The organism is Streptomyces tardus (assembly GCF_018101125.2).
In the GTDB taxonomy this organism is placed as follows: domain Bacteria; phylum Actinomycetota; class Actinomycetes; order Streptomycetales; family Streptomycetaceae; genus Streptomyces; species Streptomyces tardus.
Window position 1 is genome coordinate 2,895,014 of record NZ_JAELVF020000001.1, and the last position, 17,937, is coordinate 2,912,950.

Here is a 17,937-nt window from a genome sequence, read left to right on the forward strand (position 1 = left end):
CGGTGGAGTGGTGCACGTTGCTCATTGTCCGGGTGGGGAGCCCGGATCGTCGGTGTGGGAGCTCTCCGGCGCGGTGATGCCGATGGCGGCGAGGTTTCTCGCCTCCTCGCTGTCCGGGTCGAAGGGCTTCGCGGCGGTCAGGGTGATCCGTGCGTTCTCCGGTGTGGTCACCACCGCGTCCCGGGTGTTCCACGGGGTGTCGTACGGGCCTTCGACCGAACCCGGACGCAGGGCACGGCAGTTGGCGACCAGCTCGTCGAGCCGGCCGAGCACGCAGGCGAAGCTGAGACTCATGGCCGGCGCCTCTGCCGGGGCTTCCCCCGGCACCAGAAGCACGTCCTGGAACGCCCAGCGCCGCAGATGAACCAGTTGGTCGGGGATGCCGAAGAGTTCGAAGAAGTCCAGCCCGTGCACCCAGAACTCCACCGAGGCCGTGAGATCGCCCGTGGGGACGGTCGCGAACGCGGGCATCCCGTAGATGCCGCGGTAGGGCTCCGGCGGCACGGCGTCCGGCCCGGGCGCGGGCACGGGGCTGACCTCGAACGCGTTGTAGTAGTCGCTCATGGCCACCACGTTCCGGCCTCCCGCAGCGTGAGGGTCAAGCCCGCGGAGGGGGAAGCTCCCCGAAGCCCGCGGGCCGTACCCGTTCAGGCACCCGTACCCGTACCGGCGCCGGTACCGGCGCCCGGGTCAGCCCTTGCTGACGGCGCTGAGGATCTCCGGAAGCCGGTCGGCGGTCCGTGCCGCCGCCACTCGCAGTCCGCCGTAGGCGACCGCAGTGCCGTACACGACGCCCAGCGGCAGCAGTACCCAGGTCGCTGCCGCGCCACCGTCGCTCAGCACGGCGAGCAGGACGATGAGCGGCAGGCACAGCAGCGCGCCGACGACCGCGCCCAGGAGGAAGCTGAGGTACGCGAGCGCGCCCTGTCCCGGTGCCACGTTGCGATAGCCGCTGTCCTGCGGAATCGAGTACGGGTGGTACGCGGAGGAGACCGCGCCGAGCCCCACGAGCACACCGGCGACCGCGAGCGCGATACCGAGCGCGGGCGCGAGACGCCCCCAGTCGTCCAACCTCGCGGCGGACACCACGACCACCACGACGGTGAACGGGACTGTGATCAGCGCGATGGCCAACGACCGTGCGCGCAGCTCCACATAGGCGTCGCGGCGGTCGGAGATCGTCGCGGCGACCATCCAGAACGCGGAGGTGTCCTGGCCGAACTGGTTGTACATCAGCAGGCCCATCATGCCGGCGACCCAACAGGCGCTGTAGACACTGCCCGAAGTGATGAACGGCATCAGCAGACCGAGGCCGATGGAGGTCGCCCACGCCGTCTTGGTCTTGGGGTCCCGCCAGGCGTAGCGCAGGGTCCGCTCGATCACCACGGCGGTGCGCCCCTCGGGGAGCAGCCGGCCGAGGCCGCGCTGGGCCGAGTCGCCGGACGGCTTGCGGGTCTTGTCCTGCGCGGGCTGGATGGTGGAGGAGTCGGGGTCGACCATCAGCCGCGTCAGGCTGCGCAGCCACCACCAGAGCAGGGCGAGGAGCGCGAGCGCCGTGGTCGCCAGTCCGAGAGCCGCGAGGGCGTACTCCCCGGCGCCGGCGGCGCGTACGGCTTCGACCGCCGAGGCGGGCGGCAGCCACCGCAGGACGTCGGAGTAGGGGCGCAGCGCGCCGAGCCCGCCCTGGTCGCCGATCTGCTGGAGCCCGAGGTTCACGGCCTGCATGCCGAAGGCGATCATCAACCCGCTGAGCAGCGCGAGGTCCTTGCCCTTGCGGCTGGCGAGCATCCGGCTGTTGGCCGTGGCCACTGCTCTGGCCAGCGCCACACAGGTCAGCAGTACGAGCGGTACGGCCAGCACACCGACGAGCGCCCCTGCCGCTCCGTGCGCGAGGGCCAGCGTGCAGCCGAGCGCCAGCAGCAGGGTGAAGAGCGGGCCCACACCGATCAACGAGGACGCTGTCAGCGCTGCCAGCAGTGGTCGCGGTCGCAGCGGCAGCATGGCCATGCGACCGGGGTCGAGGGTCTCGTCCCCGCCACCGGCGAAGAGCGGCAGCACCGCCCAGCCCAGCGCCGTGGTCGCGGTGAGGAAGACAGCGAGCGCGTCTGCGTTGACCCGCCCCCGCATGGCGAGCAGGCCGAGCAGCAGCAGCCCGCCGACGACCACCGCCAGTACGGCCGCGGTGACGAAGGCCGCGGTCCGACCGGCCGACTGCTGAAGGCCGTTGGCCAGCAGCGACCACTTCAGCCGCACCATCGTGCCGGTGACAGCGGGGCCGGAGGGCACGGCCCGTGCTCCCGCGGGCGCGGGCGCTGCCACGGAGGGGGACTGCGGGCCGGCAGGGGTTTCCGGAGCGGAGGGGGCGGGCGTCCCGTCGGCCGGGGCGGCGCCCGTCGCGGTCGGGTCGGTGCTCTCCCGGTCTGCGGCCGGCTTCATCGCGAACCGCCGTCCGCGGCAGCCGGGTTGGGGCCGGTGGGGTCGGGAGTGGCTGCGGCGGCCGGGGCCGCTGTGGCGACGTCCGCCGTGCCGCCGAGCCAGTCCAGTTCGTGGCCGCTGCCGCGTTCGCCGGCGCCGACCAGCTCCAGGAAGGCCTCCTGGAGCGACGACGCCTCGCCGCGCACCTCGCTGACCGGGCCCTGCGCGCGGATACGGCCGGCGGCCATCACCGCGACCCAGTCGCAGAGCGACTCCACCAGCTCCATGACATGGCTGGAGAAGACGACCGTCGCGCCCGAGCCCGTGTAGCGCTCCAGAACGCCCCGGATGGTCTGGGCGGAGACCGGGTCGACGCCTTCGAACGGCTCGTCGAGGAAGAGGACTTCCGGATTGTGGAGCAGAGCTGCGGCCAGACCGATCTTCTTCCGCATACCGGTCGAGTAGTCCACGACCAGCTTGTGCTGGGAGGCGGACAGATCGAGCACGTCCAGCAGCTGACCGGCCCTGCGCTCCGTCTCGGCCTTGGAGAGTCCGCGCAACTGGCCGGTGTACAGGAGCAGTTCACGGCCCGAGAGCCGCTCGAAGAGGCGCAGCCCCTCGGGCAGTACGCCGATGCGGGCCTTCACCGATACGGGGTCGGCCCACACATCGTGCCCGGAGATCCGCACCGTGCCCGAGTCCGGCCGCAGCAGGCCGGTGACCATCGAGAGCGTGGTGGTCTTGCCCGCGCCGTTTGGTCCGACCAGCCCGACGAAGCGGCCTGCGGGAAGTTCGAGGTCGACGCCCGCGACGGCGACGTGTTCGCCGAATCGCTTCCACAGGCCCTCGATCCGGACCGCCGCGGCGCCCCCGGCCGGTGTGTGGACGTCGGGTTCTACCGGCTGGCTGGACACGTGGCCCCCTCGCGTACGTACCGCGGGGCCCGGGACGCGGCTGCGACGCCGCGGCAGAACCCCCGTTCTCCCGGCCACCCTACGGCCCTCGCGGATGTCGCCGGCAAGCCCTCGGGACGGGCGGCTCGCCACTCGTGAGCAGCCCGTCCCCTCCGTCCCGCTTCGCCCCGCGCGGGGCGAAGCGGGAGTGTGAGCGGGAGCACGCGCGAAGCGAAAGCGAGCCGGGCCGGGAACGCGAAGGCGAAGGCGAAGGCGAGCGGGACGAGGACCGGGTCGTGGGGCGCAAGGCGCCGGGCGCGGAGAGTCGGGGCGCGAGCGCGAGAAGCCGGACACGGGGCGGCGGGAGCAGCAGCCGCCGGGGTGACCCCGGCGTACGGGAGCAGCAGCCCTACCGCGCGGCTCCGGGCGCTCAGCCGGCGCGGGCGGCGGCGGCCTCCTGCCCGCAGGCGTACGCGAGTTGGGCGATGACCTCCTCCGCGTTCGGCAGCCAGCGGTTGGCGGCGTTGGGCTGCCGCACCCACTGGACCAGGCCCCGGCGCATCCGGGTCGGCGGGGCTGCGACCCAGTGGCCCTCGCCGTGCGTCACCAGGTCGATGGCGCCCGGCGACCAGCCCTGGCGGCGCACCAGATCGGGCACGGTGGCGGCGGCGCCCGGCAGCACCAGGAAGAGCATCCGGCCGTACGGGGTGCAGGTGACCGGTCCGACGTCCAGCCCCATCCGCTCCATCCTGGCCAGGGCGAGGCAACCGGCGATCTCCGGCACGTCGATCGCGTCGAACGCGCGGCCGGTGGGCATCAACACCGAGGCGAGCGGCCTGCGTTCCCACAGGCGACGGGCTGCGGAGGCGCTTCCAGTGGCCTGCTCGGCCCACCCCCCGTCCCGGGGGTGCGCGCCCGGCGCATCGCAGCGCGCCGTGCCACAGCTGCACCGGGGCACACCGTCGACGGTCTCCAGCCAGGTGCCGGGGAAGACGTCCCAGGCACGTTCCTTCGCGTACTGCACCGCGTGTTCGAGGATTCCGCGGTCACGCTGTGCGGGGATACGGCGGGTGGGCGCTGCCGGCGAGGCGGCCCTGTCAGCTGCGATGGTCTCTTCCACGCATGTCACAACTCCGTTGCGGGGGAAGGGTTACGGGGCCGGACACTCACGGCGCGCGGTTGCTCCCCGAGGGCGCATCGGAGCACGGCCGGTGGTACTCGTGCGAGCCGGTCGGCCCGCGAGCGGGGGTACTTGGGAGTAAGTGTCCTCGGGCGGTTGTTCGGTCGTTGTCATGCTTCGAGCGGTTAGAGCTGTTTCCCGCATTCACGCCGTTTTCGCGGGGAACTGATGCTTCGATCCGTGTACCGCCTCGACCGGGCGGACGCCTCGGGGCCCCGGACGCGACCACGACCACCACGACCACCACCTTCACCCGGACCGCCGGGACAACCCGGTCGTCTCGAGCACGAGTCGTACCAGACCGCTTTTCTAAGGGGAGCCGCCGATGGCCGCACGACCTCTTGTCGCCAGACAGCCCAACGAACAGCTCGCCGGGCTGATCCGCGAGGCGTCCTGCTCGCACGCGGGACTCGCACGCCGCGTCAATCTGGTGGGCGCCGAGCACGGGATCGATCTGCGGTACGACAAGACCTCCGTGGCGCGTTGGCTGCGCGGTCAGCAGCCGCGCGGCAGGGCACCCGAGGCCATCGCCGAGGCGCTGGGCCGCAAGCTCGGCCGTACGGTCGGGCTCGACGACATCGGCATGTCGCGCGACAGCGGTGCGGGCAGCGCCGGTCTCCACTTCGCCGGCAGCCTGCCCGCGGCCGTCGAGGCGGCCCGCGAGCTGTGGCGCGGCGATGTGGGCGGGCGGGAGTCGCTCGGCAGTCGCTCCGTGGCCGCCTCGGCCCTGGTGGAGCCCAGCCGGGACTGGCTGATCGGCATTCCGGACCAGCGCGTCGCGCACAGCGGGGCCGCCGGTCGGGTGGGCCTGGCCGACGTACTGGCGATCGAGGCGACCACCGAGGCGTTCGCCGAACTCGACCACCGGTTCGGCAGCGGCAATCTGCGTCCGGCGGTCGTGCACTACCTGGACAGCGTGGTGTCCGAACTCCTGGCCGGCACCTATCGCGAGTCCATCGGCCGGCGGCTGTTCGCCGCCGCCGCCCGACTGACCGAACTGGCCGGGTACATGGCCGTCGACAGCGGAGAACCCGGCCTGGCCCAGCGCTACTACATCCAGGCGCTGCGGCTGGCGCAGGCCGCCGACGACCGGCCGTACGGCGGCTACGTGCTGGCCGGAATGAGTCATCTGGCGTGCGAACTGGGCAGTCCGCGGGAGATCAGCCAGCTCGCCCGCGCGGCCCAGGAGGGCACCAGAGGACTGGTCTCGCCGCGTACGTCCGCGATGTTCCACGCCGCCGAGGCGCGCGGCCACGCGGCGGTCGGCGACGCCCACGCCTGCCAACTTGCCGCCGGCCGGGCCCTGACGGCCATGGACCGTGCCGGCAGCGCCCCGGCCGGGGTGGACGAGCCCCGCTGGATCGCCCACTTCGACCACGCCTACCTCGCCGACGAACTCGCCCACTGCCACCGCGATCTCGGACAGACGCTGCCCGCGATCCGCCGGGCCGAGGAGGCGCTGGCCGCACTGCCCGCCGACCGCACCAGGCGACGGGCGATCGACCTCCTGCTGCTGGCCCAGGCCAGGCTGCAACTGGGGGAGTTGGGGCATGCCTGCGGGACCGCGACGGCCGCGGTCAAGCTTCTGGGCGGGCTGCGCTCGACGCTCGGGCAGCAGTATCTGGACACCTTCCGCAGCCGGTTGGTACCCCACGGCAGGGAGCGGGAAGTGCGGGACTTCACCGCCCGTCTCCAGGGGTTGACCGTGAGTTGAGGCACCGGTCGGGGCGAGCAGAACGGAGGGCGGTACGCCGGTATGGGTGCGACCAGCGGGGATGGGGGTCGGTGTCCCGGACATGCGGTTTCGTCCGGGGGACGGCGTGGTCTGGTGTGCGAATGAACCGGTAGCGTGAACCGACGGTTTCGCGGGCCGAGGCAGCCCGACACAGGCCCAGCCACGCCCCAGTTGCAAGGAGTTCCGGTGACAGCGCAGTACGGACAGGGCGACGCCCCGCGTGAGGGCGTGGTGCTCCCCTCCGGCGGTGACCGGCCCACCGGTGAGGACCGCGACCGGATGGCCGACCAGGCTCCTGCTGCGGGCACCCCCTGGGGCACCCCTTGGGGTCCGGAGTCCGCGCCCGCGGCGGGCCAGGACGCGAACGCCGGCTCCGGATACGGGTATCCGTCGCACGACGGCGGCACCGGGTACGGGTATCCGTCGCACGACGGCGGCACGGGCGGCGCCGGGTACGGCTACCCGCAGTCCGCCCCGCAGCCCGGGTACGGCTACCCGCAGTCCCCGCCGCAGCCCGGGTACGGCTACCCGCCGGTCGACGACGGTACGAGCGGTTACGGCTATCCGGGGGCCGGTGCGTCCGCACCGGCCCCCGGATAGCCGTAACCGCTCGTACCGTCGTCGACCGGCGGGTAGCCGTACCCGGCGCCGCCGGATGCCAGGACCCGGACGGCGAACCGCCGGAGGTCCGGTCCGCGGCGTGCGGCTCGGGGGTGTACGGGCCGGGGGCGTGCGCGGGAGTGGACTCCGGGAGCGGGCCCGGGAGTTGGGCCTGCTGCTGGTACGCCGAGGGCGGGGCGTGCAGCTCCGGAGCGCCCGGCATCGGCCCGGGCCGCGCGGAGGGGGGCAACGGCTGCGCGGCGACGGGCGGCACGGCCGGGGGCGCGATCGGCGGCGCCGCAGGCGGCATCGGCGCTCCGGCGTGCGGCCCGGCGGGTGAGGCCGCGGGCGGGCCTGCGGGCGGCAGCGGTACGGACGCGGGGGGCGGCACGGGCGGCGCCGGGCGGCGACGCCGACTCGACGCAGTTCCTGCCGCCGCAGAGCGACAGCGCCGCGCACCTGCCGCAGCAGCCGCACGAGGGGATGGACGCCACCCAGTACATACCGGCGCAGCAGGCCCAACTCCCGGGCCCGCTCCCGGAGTCCACTCCCGCGCACGCCGCGGACCCGTACACCCCCGAGCCGCACGCCGCGGACCCGTACAGCCCCGAGCCGTACAGTCCCGGGCCGTACGCCGCGGACCGGACCTCCGGCGGTTCGCCGTCCGGGTCCTGGCATCCGGCGGCGCCGGGCGGCGACGCCGACTCGACGCAGTTCCTGCCGCCGCAGAGCGACAGCGCCGCGCACCTGCCGCAGCAGCCGCACGAGGGGATGGACGCCACCCAGTACATACCGGCGCAGCAGGCCCAGGAGATGGACGCGACGCAGTTCATCCCGCCGCAGTCGGGGGAGGCGTTGGACGCCACCCAGGTCATCCCGCCCTACGCCGACGGCCCCTCCGGCCCGCAGCAGCCCGGATCCGCGCCGCACGGCCCGCACGGCCACGAGCCGCAGAAGCGGAGTGCGCAGAACGCGTCCGACCGGCCGGTGCCCGAGGCGCCGGGCCGCGCTCCGTACGGCATCCGCCCGGGAGCGCCCGGGGACCGGCAGCCGCCCGCCGAGTTCGAGATGCTCTTCCGCCCCGACAACGGCGATCGGCCGGCCGGGCGCGCGGGTCGGTTGCCCGACAGCGGGACCCAGCCGCTGCCCGTGTTCGAGAACGCCGTCGCCTCCCAGTCGGCCTCGACGGCACCCCGCAAGGACACTCTCGGCGCACCGGAGCCCACGCCGCGCAGCCGGCGTGCCGGTGCCTCGGGCGGGCAGAACGGCGGACACGGCGGTTCCGGCGGCCACGGCGGCGGTTCGGGCGGCGGTCGTCGTCGTCCGCTGCTGATCGGCGCGGGCGGCCTCGCGCTGCTGGTGGCCGCGGGCCTGCTCGGGGGTGCCGCCCTCGGCGGGGGCGACGACGACGGCAAGGAGGACAAGGCGGGCTCCTCCTCCCAGGCAGACGAGGACAAGGACCCGGAGCCGAGCCCCGAGCCGTCGGAGGAGAAGCCGGATCCGGCCGAGGCGCAGGCCAAGGAGCTGGACAAGCTGCTTGCCGACAGCAACAACAGCCGGGACGCGGTGATCCGTTCCGTGGAGAACATCAAGAAGTGCGAGAAGCTGCCCGAGGCCGCGGCCGACCTCAAGGACGCGGCGGCGCAGCGCAACAGCCTCGTCGTCCGCCTCGACAAGCTGACCCTCGACAAGGTCCCGCAGCACCAGGCTCTGACGGACCAGTTGCGCAAGGCGTGGCGGGCCTCGGAGTCGGCGGACAAGCACTACGCGTCCTGGGCGAACGAGGTCAGGCGTCCGCAGTTCTGCAAGGACGGGAAGGCGCGTCACACCCCGCACCTGGCTCGCGGCAACCGCGAGAGCGGGACCGCCACCAAGGCCAAGGTGGAAGCTGCCAAGCTGTGGAACCCGACGGCCCGCGCCCACAAGCTGCCCGAGCGCCAGCCCACCCAGCTCTGACCCGCCCCGCCCGGCCGACCCCGACCGTGCCGACCGACCGCGACCGCGCGACCGACCGCGCCGACCCGACGGGGCGACTCGACGGGGGCGACCCGACGGGGCGACTCGACGGGAACGAGTTGTCGAGCCGGGCCGACCCGCTGCGACGGGGCCGGAGTCGTGGCAGAAGCCGGAGCCGAGCGGGAGCGGGCCGAGCCCGGGCGGAAGCCGCGGAGGCTCCGACTCGGGCGCCCCACAGGTCAGTTGCGCAGCCGGCCGGTCGGACAGCCGGCCGGCTGCACCGTCGTGGGCCGGCTGCTCTGTAGGACGGCTTCCGCGGGCCTGCTGCTCCGCAGCTCAGTTGCGGCGGCCCGCCCGTTCCAGGATCGGTGCCACGTCCAGTTCCGCCCGCCCGGAGGCGACCAGCACACCGCCCTCCACCCGCTGGAGGCTGACCTTGGAGTTGACCAGCCGCGGGTACGAACGGGCGCCCAGCAGATCGTCGTAGCGCCAGGCCAGCGGCGGCGTGATGCCGCCGGTGGACACCGGGGCACCAGAGTCCAGCCGCTGCTGGACGGTGTGCCGGGTCACCTCGCCCTCGATCGACTCGACCACGCGGCGCAGCACCGTGTACGCGACCCAGGTCGTCTGGACGCCCGGGTCGTAGGTGTCGATGCGGTTGTCGCCGAAGGCGTGCTCGCGCACCACATCCTTCATCCGCTCCCAGACGGGGTCGCCGCCTGCCGGGTACCAGCTGGTGACGTAGGAGCCCTCCAGCGGACTCCCGCTACCGCCGGTCCGGTTGACCAGTGCCTGTTGGACGCTGCCCGCGACCGAGCCGAGCAGCACCCTCTCGTGGTCCCTGTGCAGCCGGTTGAAGGAGTCGAGGAAGGTGCCGGTCCGGCCGCCGAGCGCCGCGGTGACGCAGGAGCCCTCGGCGCGAGGCGGTACCGAGCCGGCGGCTGCGCCTCCCGGCACCTTCCGGGCGCCGGCGCCGGACAGGGCGCGTTCGGCCTCGCCGGTGTAGTCGGCCGAGTCCTCGGGGGCGAGTATGTCGGCGGCGGGTTCGCGATCGCCGCCGGCGAGACCGGCGTTGAAGAGTTCGGGGAGTTCGTCGCCCGCGGTGGTGTCCGGCCGCACCAGCGCGACCTGTTCGCAGGAGCCGGCCAACTGGCTCCCGCTGCCCGCCAGCAGCGCCGGCTGGCCGCCGTTGACCGGGTAGGAGAGCGGGCTTCTGAACTCCTCCTCGGTGAAGCCGTACCCGCCGAGGTAGGGGATGCCGACGCTCTCCAGATGCGGCATGAACGACTGGCCGTGCTGGCTGTAGGAGCCGACGACGGCGACCACGCCCTCCTCCTTCGCGCGGCGTGCGCACTGGGCGGCGCGCACCCCGGTGTTGCCCTCGTTGCAGGTGATCACCCGCAGTTCGCGGCCGTTGACGCCGCCCTCGGCGTTGACCCAGCGGGCGTACGCCTTGGCGAGTGCGGTGACGCCCGGCATGTTGGTCGCCCCGGTCTTCACCGGCGCCCATGTCATCACGGTGATGGGCCCGTCCTCCTCCTCGCCGGGGAGGACGCCGCAGCCCGTGGCGAGCAGCGCGAGACCAAGCACGGCGGCCAGAGCTGCGCCCGGCCGGGACGATCCGGAGGCGGCTCCGTGTGCGGAGTCCGTGCGGCCCTTGTGGAACAGGCGTCGGGGAGCGGTACGGGGGCGTGGCTGGCGCCGTGCGGTCATGTACAGCCACGCTGCCGGAATGCCCGGAACGAGCAAGTGACGAACGGCGAACGGCCGGTGAGTGCGGAGTGAACGGTGGGGGCCGGGGATGTCCCGCTTGAGGGCGGAACGTACGATCGACAATCGTGCGAGCTCAGGAGAAGCCTTCCCGTCGCGGCCGTCGTTCCCCCACCATGGTCGGCATGCCGGTCCAAGACGTGCCCTGGTGGCGCTGGCGCACCAACGTGCGGTCAGCGCTGCACATGCTTTCCGATTCCGCCTTCCAGCGTGAGAACTGGATGTCCGGAAGTCCCGCCTACGGCGATGTGACGGACGCCGTCTATCGCCTGGTCGAGGACACCTGGCTGGACAACTGGTCCGCCGACAAATACGTGGGGACGGTGTTCCGGGACGCCCAGGAAGCCGCCCTGGTGGACAGCGCGGTGCTCCGGGTGCTGCGCATCGTGCACCAGGTCGGCGCCGACGCCCCCGCTCTCACGTACCTCCAGCACCCGAACTGGCCCGAGGCGGTGCAGGCGTCCCGCGAGGCGCACGTGCTGCTCGCGGGCAACGACGGGGAAGACCCGGACGAGCCGCCGCGCACCCTGGAGGTGCTGGCGGCCATGCTCCGCGCGGTCTGACTCCGCCGGGGCGCGCGCCGGATCCCGGAGCGGCTCGGCGGGCGTCCTGTACGCCGGAGCGGGCGCGGGCGACGCGCTCGCGACGGGCGCGCCGGTGGTGTGCGCCCGCAGTGCGCGCCGTCCGCCGCCGTACGTGCTGTCCGACTCGCTCGCTCCCCGGACGCCGTCCGTCCGCAATGGGCAGTTGTGGGACTCTGTGGGAATGAGCAACCCGGAGTTCGGACCGGCGCCCCGCCCTGCGCCGCCCACCCCCGCCGACCAGCTCGGACAGGCCGAGCACACCGACCAGTACGTCCTCACCCTCTCCTGTCCGGACAGGAAGGGCATCGTGCACGCGGTGGCCAGCTATCTGCTGATGACGGGCTGCAACATCGAGGACAGCCAGCAGTTCGGCGACCACGACACCGGGCTCTTCTTCATGCGGGTCCACTTCAGCGCCGAGGAGCCGGTGACGCTGGAGAAGCTCCGGGCGAGCTTCGCGGCGATCGGGGACTCCTTCCAGATGGACTGGCAGCTGCACCGGGCGGATCGCCGGATGCGGGTCGTGCTGCTGGTGAGCCGGTTCGGCCACTGCCTGAACGACCTGCTCTTCCGCTCCCGGATCGGCGCACTGCCGGTGGAGATCGCCGCGGTGGTCTCCAACCACACCGACTTCGCCGAGCTGGCCGCCTCCTACAACGTGCCGTTCCACCACCTCCCGGTGACCCGCGACACCAAGGCGGAGGCGGAGGCCCGGCTGCTGGAGCTGGTGCGCGCCGAGGACGTCGAACTGGTCGTCCTGGCCCGGTACATGCAGGTGATCTCCGACGATCTCTGCAAGCAGCTGGAGGGCAGGATCATCAACATTCACCACTCCTTCCTGCCGAGCTTCAAGGGCGCCAAGCCCTACCACCAGGCGCACGCCCGGGGGGTGAAGCTGATCGGCGCGACCGCGCACTACGTGACCGCCCAGCTCGACGAGGGCCCGATCATCGAGCAGGAGGTCGAGCGGGTCGCCCACGACGTCACGCCCGAACAACTGGTCGCCGTGGGCCGCGATGTGGAGTGCCAGGCGCTGGCGCGCGCGGTCAAGTGGCACAGCGAGCACCGCGTCCTGCTCAACGGCCACCGCACCGTCGTCTTCGCCTGAGTCGCGTCTTCGCCCGCGCCGCGTGGGCCGCCACGGAAGACGCGGCCCGCGCCGCGCGGGGTCCGCGCGTCCGGCGGACACCCGCCGGAACGCGCTCAGAGCCGGGACATCGAGGCCGTCGCGAACAGCACGTCCCTGATCGCCTCCGGGTCGCCCTCCGCGCCCGCCGCCGCGTCGAGCGGTGAGACGTGGCCGGCGACCAGCTGACAGAACTCCACGCCGTCCAGGGCGACATGGGCCACCGCGCCGTCGGCCGAGCCGGAGCCGTCCGGGGAGTCCAGCGGGATGAACCAGTCGCCGCCGCCGCTGCCTTCAACCTCCAGATGCAGCGTACGGTTCGGGGCGCCCGCCGCCGAGAACCGCTTCGGCGGCGCCGCCATTCCGGCCCGCCGGCGGTCGGCCAGCACGAACGGCAGCATTCTGGCGGCGAGTTCGACCAGCTGGTGGAGATGGCCGCCCTCGGGCGGCTTGTGCGGATAGTCCACGGCCTCGGCGATGTCGCACGCGTGGACCCAGCACTCGAAGGCCCGGTCCAGGAAGGCGTCCCGCAGCGGCAGGTCGAGCCCCTGCACCGGCCGGCCCGCGAGCGAGCGGTCGACCAGCGAGGCGCCCCGTACGAGGGCATGGGTCTGCTCCCGCCAGGGGCCGCGCACCAGCGGCCCGCCCTGAGTGACGGAGGAGCGCCAGTACGCCTCGGTGCGCCCCAACGGGCCCAACCTGCCGACGGAACGGCCCTCTTCGCCCGCGATCCCGGCTTCGACCAGGGGGTCGACCATCCCGAGCGCGCCGGCGGTGAGCCCGTCCACCGCCATCAGATGGCCGATCACCTCGGCGACGGTCACGGTGCGCACGCGCATCCGGTATCCCTCGAACCAGCGCAGCCGCACCGGAGCGCGCCATTCGTCGTCGGCCATGTCGCGGAGCAGGGCGTCCAGCCGAGCGGTCTCCGCGTCGAACGGCTCCGCCCAGGCGGGTATCGGAATTCGCGCCGGACGCCGGTCCAACGCGCCCTCCAACACCCGCCCGCGCAGCCGGGGGTTGAGGTCCAGACTGTCCTCGGGGTGCAGCAGCGCCACGGCGTCGCGCAGCCTCAGCGCCTCCCCGGCGCAGGGCGCGCAATCGGTCAGATGCGCCTCGACGGCCTGGGTCTCCTCGGTGGAGCACGCCGACAGGGCCCAGGCGCCCAGCAGCGACTTGAGCACACTGTGCTCCCACTCGGCGGGCCGCCCGACCGTCGCCGGATCACCGGCAGCCGTACCGCCCGCAGAGCCGACAACGGCACCGCCGGCCGAGCCGGACGGGCGCGGAATGCCGCCGGGCTCAGGAGGGTGCTCGGGCACCGCGTCCGACCAGGTGTGGCGATCCTGCTGTGCCGTCCCGCGCTCGTGGCGTTCGCCGCGCTCCAGCCGCTCGTCCCGCTCGTGGCGGTCCTCGCGCTCGCCGCGCTCCCGGGGGAACTCGCGCGGAAGCTCTCGCGGCTCCTCGACGGCCGGATCGTAGGCCTGGTCGTAGGTCCGGTCGTACGGGCGGTCGAGGCGCGCGGAGGCCGAGTCCGTCGAGGCGCTCCACCGCTCCTGTGCCCCGGGGGCCTCCTCGGGCGGCTCCGGTCGCTCCCGCCACAGGGCGTCGTGGCCGCGCGGCCCGCGAACCCGTCCGCGGTCGCTGTGACTTCTGTCACCTCCGCGCGGCGAGGGGATGCCGTGCGGGCGCGCGGGCGGCGGCCGGTCGTCCGCCGCGGCACGTGGCGGCGGGATGAGAGGTGGCTGCTCCGGGTCGTCGTCGCCCGGGTAACGGCCGGGTTCCTGCGGGTCGTTCACCGCTGACTCCCGAGTCCTGGGCGGCCGAGCTGTGGCAGCGCGCCCTTCGATGCGGTGGACAGCAGCTGGAGGCCGAGCCGCAGCCGCCGCCTGGCCTCGTCCTCGGTGACCCCGAGGTGCGCGGCCGTCTGTCGATAGTCCCTGCGGTGAATGTACGCCAGCTCCAGAGCGGCCCGGAGGGACGCCGGCATCGAGGTCACGATGTAGTCGGCGCGGGCCGCCGCGGACGCGGCCTGCACCTGTTCCTCGACCTGCTCGGCGGGCCCGTTCCGCTCCTGGTGCAGCTGCCGCAGCCGCTGAACGGCGAGTTGACGGGTGAGGGAGGCGATCCAGGAGCGCAGCGACTCCTTGCGGGGCTCGAAGTCCTCCGGGTGCTCCCACGCGCGTGCGAACACCTCCCTGGTGATCTGGTCGGCCGCTTCCTCGTCGTCCAGCACGCGATGTGCCATTCCGTGGACGAGCACGGCGAACTGGTCGTACAGCTCGCCCAGCGCGGCGGCCTCGCCCCGGGACAACCGCTGCTGCATCTTGCGGTCCCAGCGAGGTGGTGTGTCGTGCGCCATGGTGATCCGCCCCCAGCCCTCTGCGTACATCGAATGTAGTGCGAGGGGATGACAACGTACGCCCCTTTACGGCAATGTGCGCCCCCTGATTCGCTGCGGAACGTGCTGAAGTCGTCACCTTGCGCTGAGTTGACCTGGTGTTGTCCGTGCTTTGTGAAGATTTTGGCGAGTTGAGGGGGATCGGGGTGACATTTCACCCAGCAGTGACCGGGGCCAACCGGAACAAGGGGAGAAAGGGGCCGTCTTGCACGTACGCTCGGGAAGGGCAGTTCGTTTCGGCCGAAGCCCGCAGGGCAGGCGAAGCGGGGAAGGGCTGTTCCTGTCGGGGCGGCAGAGACGACCGAAAGGTGCGGGACGAGTGACGCTCAAGGTCATCGAGGAGAAGCGAGGGGAGTGGACCGTGCTGCGGGTGGCCGGCGAGCTGGACCTCGTGACCTCGCCGCTCGTCAAGCAGCATGTGCACGACGCGGTGGCCGAGGCGAAGCGCGACGTCGTACTCGACCTCACCGAAGTGCTGTTCTGCGACTCCAGCGGGGTGGGCGTGCTGATCGCCGCCAGGCGTCTCATGCACTCCTGTGCGGGGCGGCTGCGGCTGATCCTGCCCGCCAAGGGCGCGGTCGACGGCTCCCATGTGAACCGCGTGCTGGCGGCGCTCGGAGTGAGGCGACTGTTCGCCTGCTATCCGGATCTGGACGCGGCGACCGACGACGCCGCCCGCCCGCTCACCGCCTGAGCCCGGGCGACCGGGTCGGTCTGTGCGAGCGGTCCCGTCGAGTCCGGTCGGTTCTGGCTGGTTCTGAGCGGTTCGGAGCAATCCCGGACGGGTTCTGAGCGGCCGGCCTGCGCCGGTCGCACGGACCGCCAGGGGCTGCCGCGGACGGGGAGTTGACGCGTCGGGGAATCGGCACGGTCGAGAAGTTGACGGGGCGGCTGTCCGCTTCGCGTGTTTCCGCCCTCTGTCGCGTCCACAAGTTGCGAACGCGCCGCTGTCCTCAAGGTCGGGAATCGCCCCGCCCGTCCGGGTATCGCGCGCCGTCTGTTTCCACAAAGCGAGACTCTCCCTGTCGGAGGGTCTCGCTTTGTGTGTCCGAAGTCCCTAGATTCAGCTGCCAGTTCGAGAGATCACCCCAATCCCCGCACCGAACTCGCCCACCTTCGAGGCTCACTCCTCGACCCCCCCCCCACGGAGGGACCCATCGTGCGAACTGGCAGATTCCTGACCGCCGTCGGCATAGCAGTGGCCGCCGTCGTACCCCTCTCCCTGACGGCGCAGGCCGGACCCGGCCCGAAGGCGGACGCCGGCTCCGAGGACCGCGGCGCCGACGTCCGCGTCGAGGTCTTCGACGAGGAGCGGCCCGTCGGCCACGCCGACGTCCCCTCCCGCGCCCCGCAGGCGCTGCTGAAGAACGGCAGGGCGAACACCGCCGCGGACGGAGACGTCCACGAGATCATCAAGAACGGCGACGTCGGCGACCGCGTCGACATCGTCTTCGTCGGCGACGGCTACACCGAGGCCGAGCTGCCCGACTTCCACACCGATGTCAAGGAGAAGTGGAAGGACGTCACGGACATCGAGCCGTACACCACCCACGCCGAGCTCTTCAACGTGTGGGCCGTGGACGCGGTCTCGACCGACTCCGGAGTCTCCGGCGACCCGACCGCCGACGTGCAGAAGAACACCGCGCTCGGCTCGCACTTCTTCTGCAACGACACCGAGCGCCTGCTCTGCGTCGACCTCCCGAGGGTCGAGTCCTACGCGGGGAAGGCCCCCGCTGCCGACCTGGTGATCGTGGTCTCCAACTCCGAGAAGTACGGCGGCGCCGGCTACAGCGGCGTCAACTCCCCGGTCGGCTACGACGGTGTCGCCACCCTCTCCTCCAGCCACGACGACTCGGGCCAGATCGCCATCCACGAGACCGGGCACTCGCTCGGCCTGCTCGCCGACGAGTACTGGTACGACGAGTCCCGCTACGAGGGCGACGAGACGGGCTCGATCAACACCTCCGTGTACGGCGCCGACGAGATGGCCCAGCGCCAGGCCAAGTGGCACCGCTGGCTCGGCGAGGAGTCGCCCGACGGCGGCACGGTCGGCACCTACGAGGGTGCGAGCTACAACGCGTACGGGATCAACCGGCCGACCGACAACTCGATGATGCGCACCCTGGGACGGGAGTTCAATCTGCCGGGTCGCGAGGCCATGGTCGCCGGCTTCTACCGGTACGCGACACCTCTGGCCACCGACCGCCGGACGGAGGCCGCCCGCAAGTCGATCCGCGACCCCGAGCTGCTGAAGCTGGTCGACACCAAGTAGTACCGACCCGTCACTCAGGGTGCCGACGTCCTGGTGATCTTCCGGGCAACAGGCGTCCAATCCCGGTGACTTATGACAATCCGTGACCGCTGCCCTGCTCTGGGCGGCGGTCACGTCTCACTTGCCGAGACGTTGCCCGCTCGTGACTGATCGCTTCTCCGGGGCCCGTGGGGGCTCGGGTACGCTCGCTCGGATGCGAGAGGTGTTGCGGTGCGCGCGAGCCGAAGGGTGGCGTTCGAGCCGCGTCGTCCGGAGTCGCACACGGTGCCGTGTGCGTACTCCTTTGCGCCGGTATATAGCGGAACCCCTTGTCGGCAAAACGATTCATCCAGCACGCTGTGGTGCTCTGGGGTTGCTCTCCGTGGCCCCGTCGGTTTTGGTGGTGTGAGCAGTGCAGGTGCTTCAGGTGCAGCTGGAGATCGGTACCGACCCGATGGAGGTCGGCCGTGCTCGTCGCTGGGCGAGGTCCCGGCTCGCCGCTGCCGGGATCAACGCGGACGGCCCGCTGGGCGAGACGCTGATCCTGCTGATCTCCGAACTCGTCACCAACGCCGTGGTGCACGCCGGTTGTCCGGCCGTCCTGCGGATACTGCTCCCCGGTCCCGCGCAGCAGGCGTCGGTGCGGGTGGAGGTCGCCGACGGCAGCAGTGTCGCGCCGAGTCCCCGCTGTGCCGACGGTGAGGACACCGGCGGTCGCGGGCTGGAGCTGGTGGACGGACTGGCCGATCGCTGGGGCTGGGACGCCGAGGGGAAGGGCAAGCGGATCTGGTGCGAGCTCGACCAGTCGCGTGCTCCTTCGCTGGGGGAGGCGGCCGTTCGCGGTGGATTCCCGTCCGGATGCGGCGTGCAGAATCAGGTGATTCGTGCGTAAGTCGTCAAGTTCGGTCGTGGTGTTGACGACTGGGGGCGGCTGATCAGTCCGTACGGAGCGATGCGTGGCGAGGGGACGCCGAGGGCGCAGGTTCTCGGCGAGCGCGGGTCGCGGTCCGGTGCCGAGTTCTCGGT

Annotated in this window: 15 protein-coding genes; 8 read left to right on the forward strand and 7 right to left on the reverse strand. The window is 72.5% G+C overall.

What is annotated here, in order from left to right:
* Window positions 1–21 precede the first annotated feature (21 nt).
* From JGS22_RS12420 to JGS22_RS12435, 4 genes are all read right to left on the reverse strand, one after another.
* The gene (locus JGS22_RS12420) at window positions 22–564 is read right to left on the reverse strand and encodes a VOC family protein (RefSeq protein WP_211042649.1); all 543 of its coding nucleotides are present in this window, start codon (window positions 562–564) and stop codon (window positions 22–24) included.
* 126 nt (window positions 565–690) lie between these two features.
* The gene (locus JGS22_RS12425) at window positions 691–2,436 is read right to left on the reverse strand and encodes a transporter (protein ID WP_372454238.1); all 1,746 of its coding nucleotides are present in this window, start codon (window positions 2,434–2,436) and stop codon (window positions 691–693) included.
* Window positions 2,433–3,329 carry an ABC transporter ATP-binding protein gene (locus JGS22_RS12430; protein ID WP_211042648.1) on the reverse strand — a complete coding sequence of 299 codons (897 nt, stop codon included), beginning with the start codon at window positions 3,327–3,329 and terminating at the stop codon, window positions 2,433–2,435. Before JGS22_RS12430 ends, JGS22_RS12425 begins: the two co-directional genes overlap by 4 nt.
* Before the next feature lie 409 nt (window positions 3,330–3,738).
* A complete protein-coding gene (locus JGS22_RS12435) occupies window positions 3,739–4,428 on the reverse strand; it encodes a bifunctional DNA primase/polymerase (protein ID WP_211042647.1) in 690 nt (229 codons plus the stop codon).
* Between the two features lie 385 nt (window positions 4,429–4,813).
* On the opposite strand from JGS22_RS12435, the gene JGS22_RS12440 reads away from it, so the two are divergent.
* From JGS22_RS12440 to JGS22_RS12450, 3 genes are all read left to right on the forward strand, one after another.
* A complete protein-coding gene (locus JGS22_RS12440; protein ID WP_211042646.1) occupies window positions 4,814–6,202 on the forward strand; it encodes an NsdA family TPR-like regulatory protein in 1,389 nt (462 codons plus the stop codon).
* A gap of 207 nt (window positions 6,203–6,409) precedes the next feature.
* The gene (locus JGS22_RS26290; RefSeq protein ID WP_236073131.1) at window positions 6,410–6,823 is read left to right on the forward strand and encodes a hypothetical protein; all 414 of its coding nucleotides are present in this window, start codon (window positions 6,410–6,412) and stop codon (window positions 6,821–6,823) included.
* 336 nt (window positions 6,824–7,159) lie between these two features.
* Entirely contained in the window at window positions 7,160–8,779 is a 1,620-nt protein-coding gene (locus JGS22_RS12450; protein WP_216814961.1) for a hypothetical protein, read from the forward strand.
* 336 nt (window positions 8,780–9,115) lie between these two features.
* Here JGS22_RS12450 and JGS22_RS12455 read toward each other — a convergent pair whose 3' ends face one another.
* A complete protein-coding gene (locus tag JGS22_RS12455; RefSeq protein ID WP_211043672.1) occupies window positions 9,116–10,492 on the reverse strand; it encodes an ABC transporter substrate-binding protein in 1,377 nt (458 codons plus the stop codon).
* A 173-nt stretch (window positions 10,493–10,665) separates the two neighbouring features.
* Here JGS22_RS12455 and JGS22_RS12460 point away from each other — a divergent pair, with 173 nt between their 5' ends.
* Window positions 10,666–11,112 carry an SCO4402 family protein gene (locus JGS22_RS12460; protein ID WP_216815086.1) on the forward strand — a complete coding sequence of 149 codons (447 nt, stop codon included), beginning with the start codon at window positions 10,666–10,668 and terminating at the stop codon, window positions 11,110–11,112.
* 202 nt (window positions 11,113–11,314) lie between these two features.
* Complete coding sequence (gene purU / locus JGS22_RS12465; RefSeq protein WP_211042260.1) at window positions 11,315–12,241, forward strand: formyltetrahydrofolate deformylase; 927 nt, start codon at window positions 11,315–11,317, stop codon at window positions 12,239–12,241.
* 95 nt (window positions 12,242–12,336) lie between these two features.
* Here the strand turns inward: purU and JGS22_RS12470 are convergent, their stop codons facing one another.
* Both JGS22_RS12470 and JGS22_RS12475 read right to left on the reverse strand, forming a co-directional pair.
* On the reverse strand, window positions 12,337–14,058 hold the full coding sequence (locus JGS22_RS12470; protein ID WP_308405637.1) for a zf-HC2 domain-containing protein: 1,722 nt from the start codon (window positions 14,056–14,058) through the stop codon (window positions 12,337–12,339).
* Entirely contained in the window at window positions 14,055–14,621 is a 567-nt protein-coding gene (locus tag JGS22_RS12475; protein WP_211042266.1) for an RNA polymerase sigma factor, read from the reverse strand. Before JGS22_RS12475 ends, JGS22_RS12470 begins: the two co-directional genes overlap by 4 nt.
* Window positions 14,622–14,979: 358 nt before the next feature.
* On the opposite strand from JGS22_RS12475, the gene JGS22_RS12480 reads away from it, so the two are divergent.
* The 3 genes from JGS22_RS12480 (at window position 14,980) to JGS22_RS12490 (ending at window position 17,803) form a co-directional block, all read left to right on the forward strand.
* A complete protein-coding gene (locus tag JGS22_RS12480) occupies window positions 14,980–15,354 on the forward strand; it encodes an STAS domain-containing protein (protein WP_211042261.1) in 375 nt (124 codons plus the stop codon).
* 465 nt (window positions 15,355–15,819) lie between these two features.
* Complete coding sequence (locus JGS22_RS12485) at window positions 15,820–16,932, forward strand: M64 family metallopeptidase (protein ID WP_308405638.1); 1,113 nt, start codon at window positions 15,820–15,822, stop codon at window positions 16,930–16,932.
* 391 nt (window positions 16,933–17,323) lie between these two features.
* Window positions 17,324–17,803, forward strand: coding sequence for an ATP-binding protein (locus JGS22_RS12490; protein WP_211042262.1), 480 nt, complete (start codon window positions 17,324–17,326; stop codon window positions 17,801–17,803).
* Window positions 17,804–17,937 lie beyond the last annotated feature (134 nt).

Bases quoted from the DNA above. Each gene is read 5' to 3' on its own strand.
- JGS22_RS12475 (WP_211042266.1), bottom strand. From the start codon at position 14,621: ATGGCGCACGACACACCACCTCGCTGGGACCGCAAGATGCAGCAGCGG.
- JGS22_RS12420 (WP_211042649.1), bottom strand. From the start codon at position 564: ATGAGCGACTACTACAACGCGTTCGAGGTCAGCCCCGTGCCCGCGCCC.
- JGS22_RS12460 (WP_216815086.1), top strand. From the start codon at position 10,666: ATGGTCGGCATGCCGGTCCAAGACGTGCCCTGGTGGCGCTGGCGCACC.
- JGS22_RS12425 (WP_372454238.1), bottom strand. From the start codon at position 2,436: ATGAAGCCGGCCGCAGACCGGGAGAGCACCGACCCGACCGCGACGGGC.
- JGS22_RS12440 (WP_211042646.1), top strand. From the start codon at position 4,814: ATGGCCGCACGACCTCTTGTCGCCAGACAGCCCAACGAACAGCTCGCC.
- purU (WP_211042260.1), top strand. From the start codon at position 11,315: ATGAGCAACCCGGAGTTCGGACCGGCGCCCCGCCCTGCGCCGCCCACC.
- JGS22_RS12455 (WP_211043672.1), bottom strand. From the start codon at position 10,492: ATGACCGCACGGCGCCAGCCACGCCCCCGTACCGCTCCCCGACGCCTG.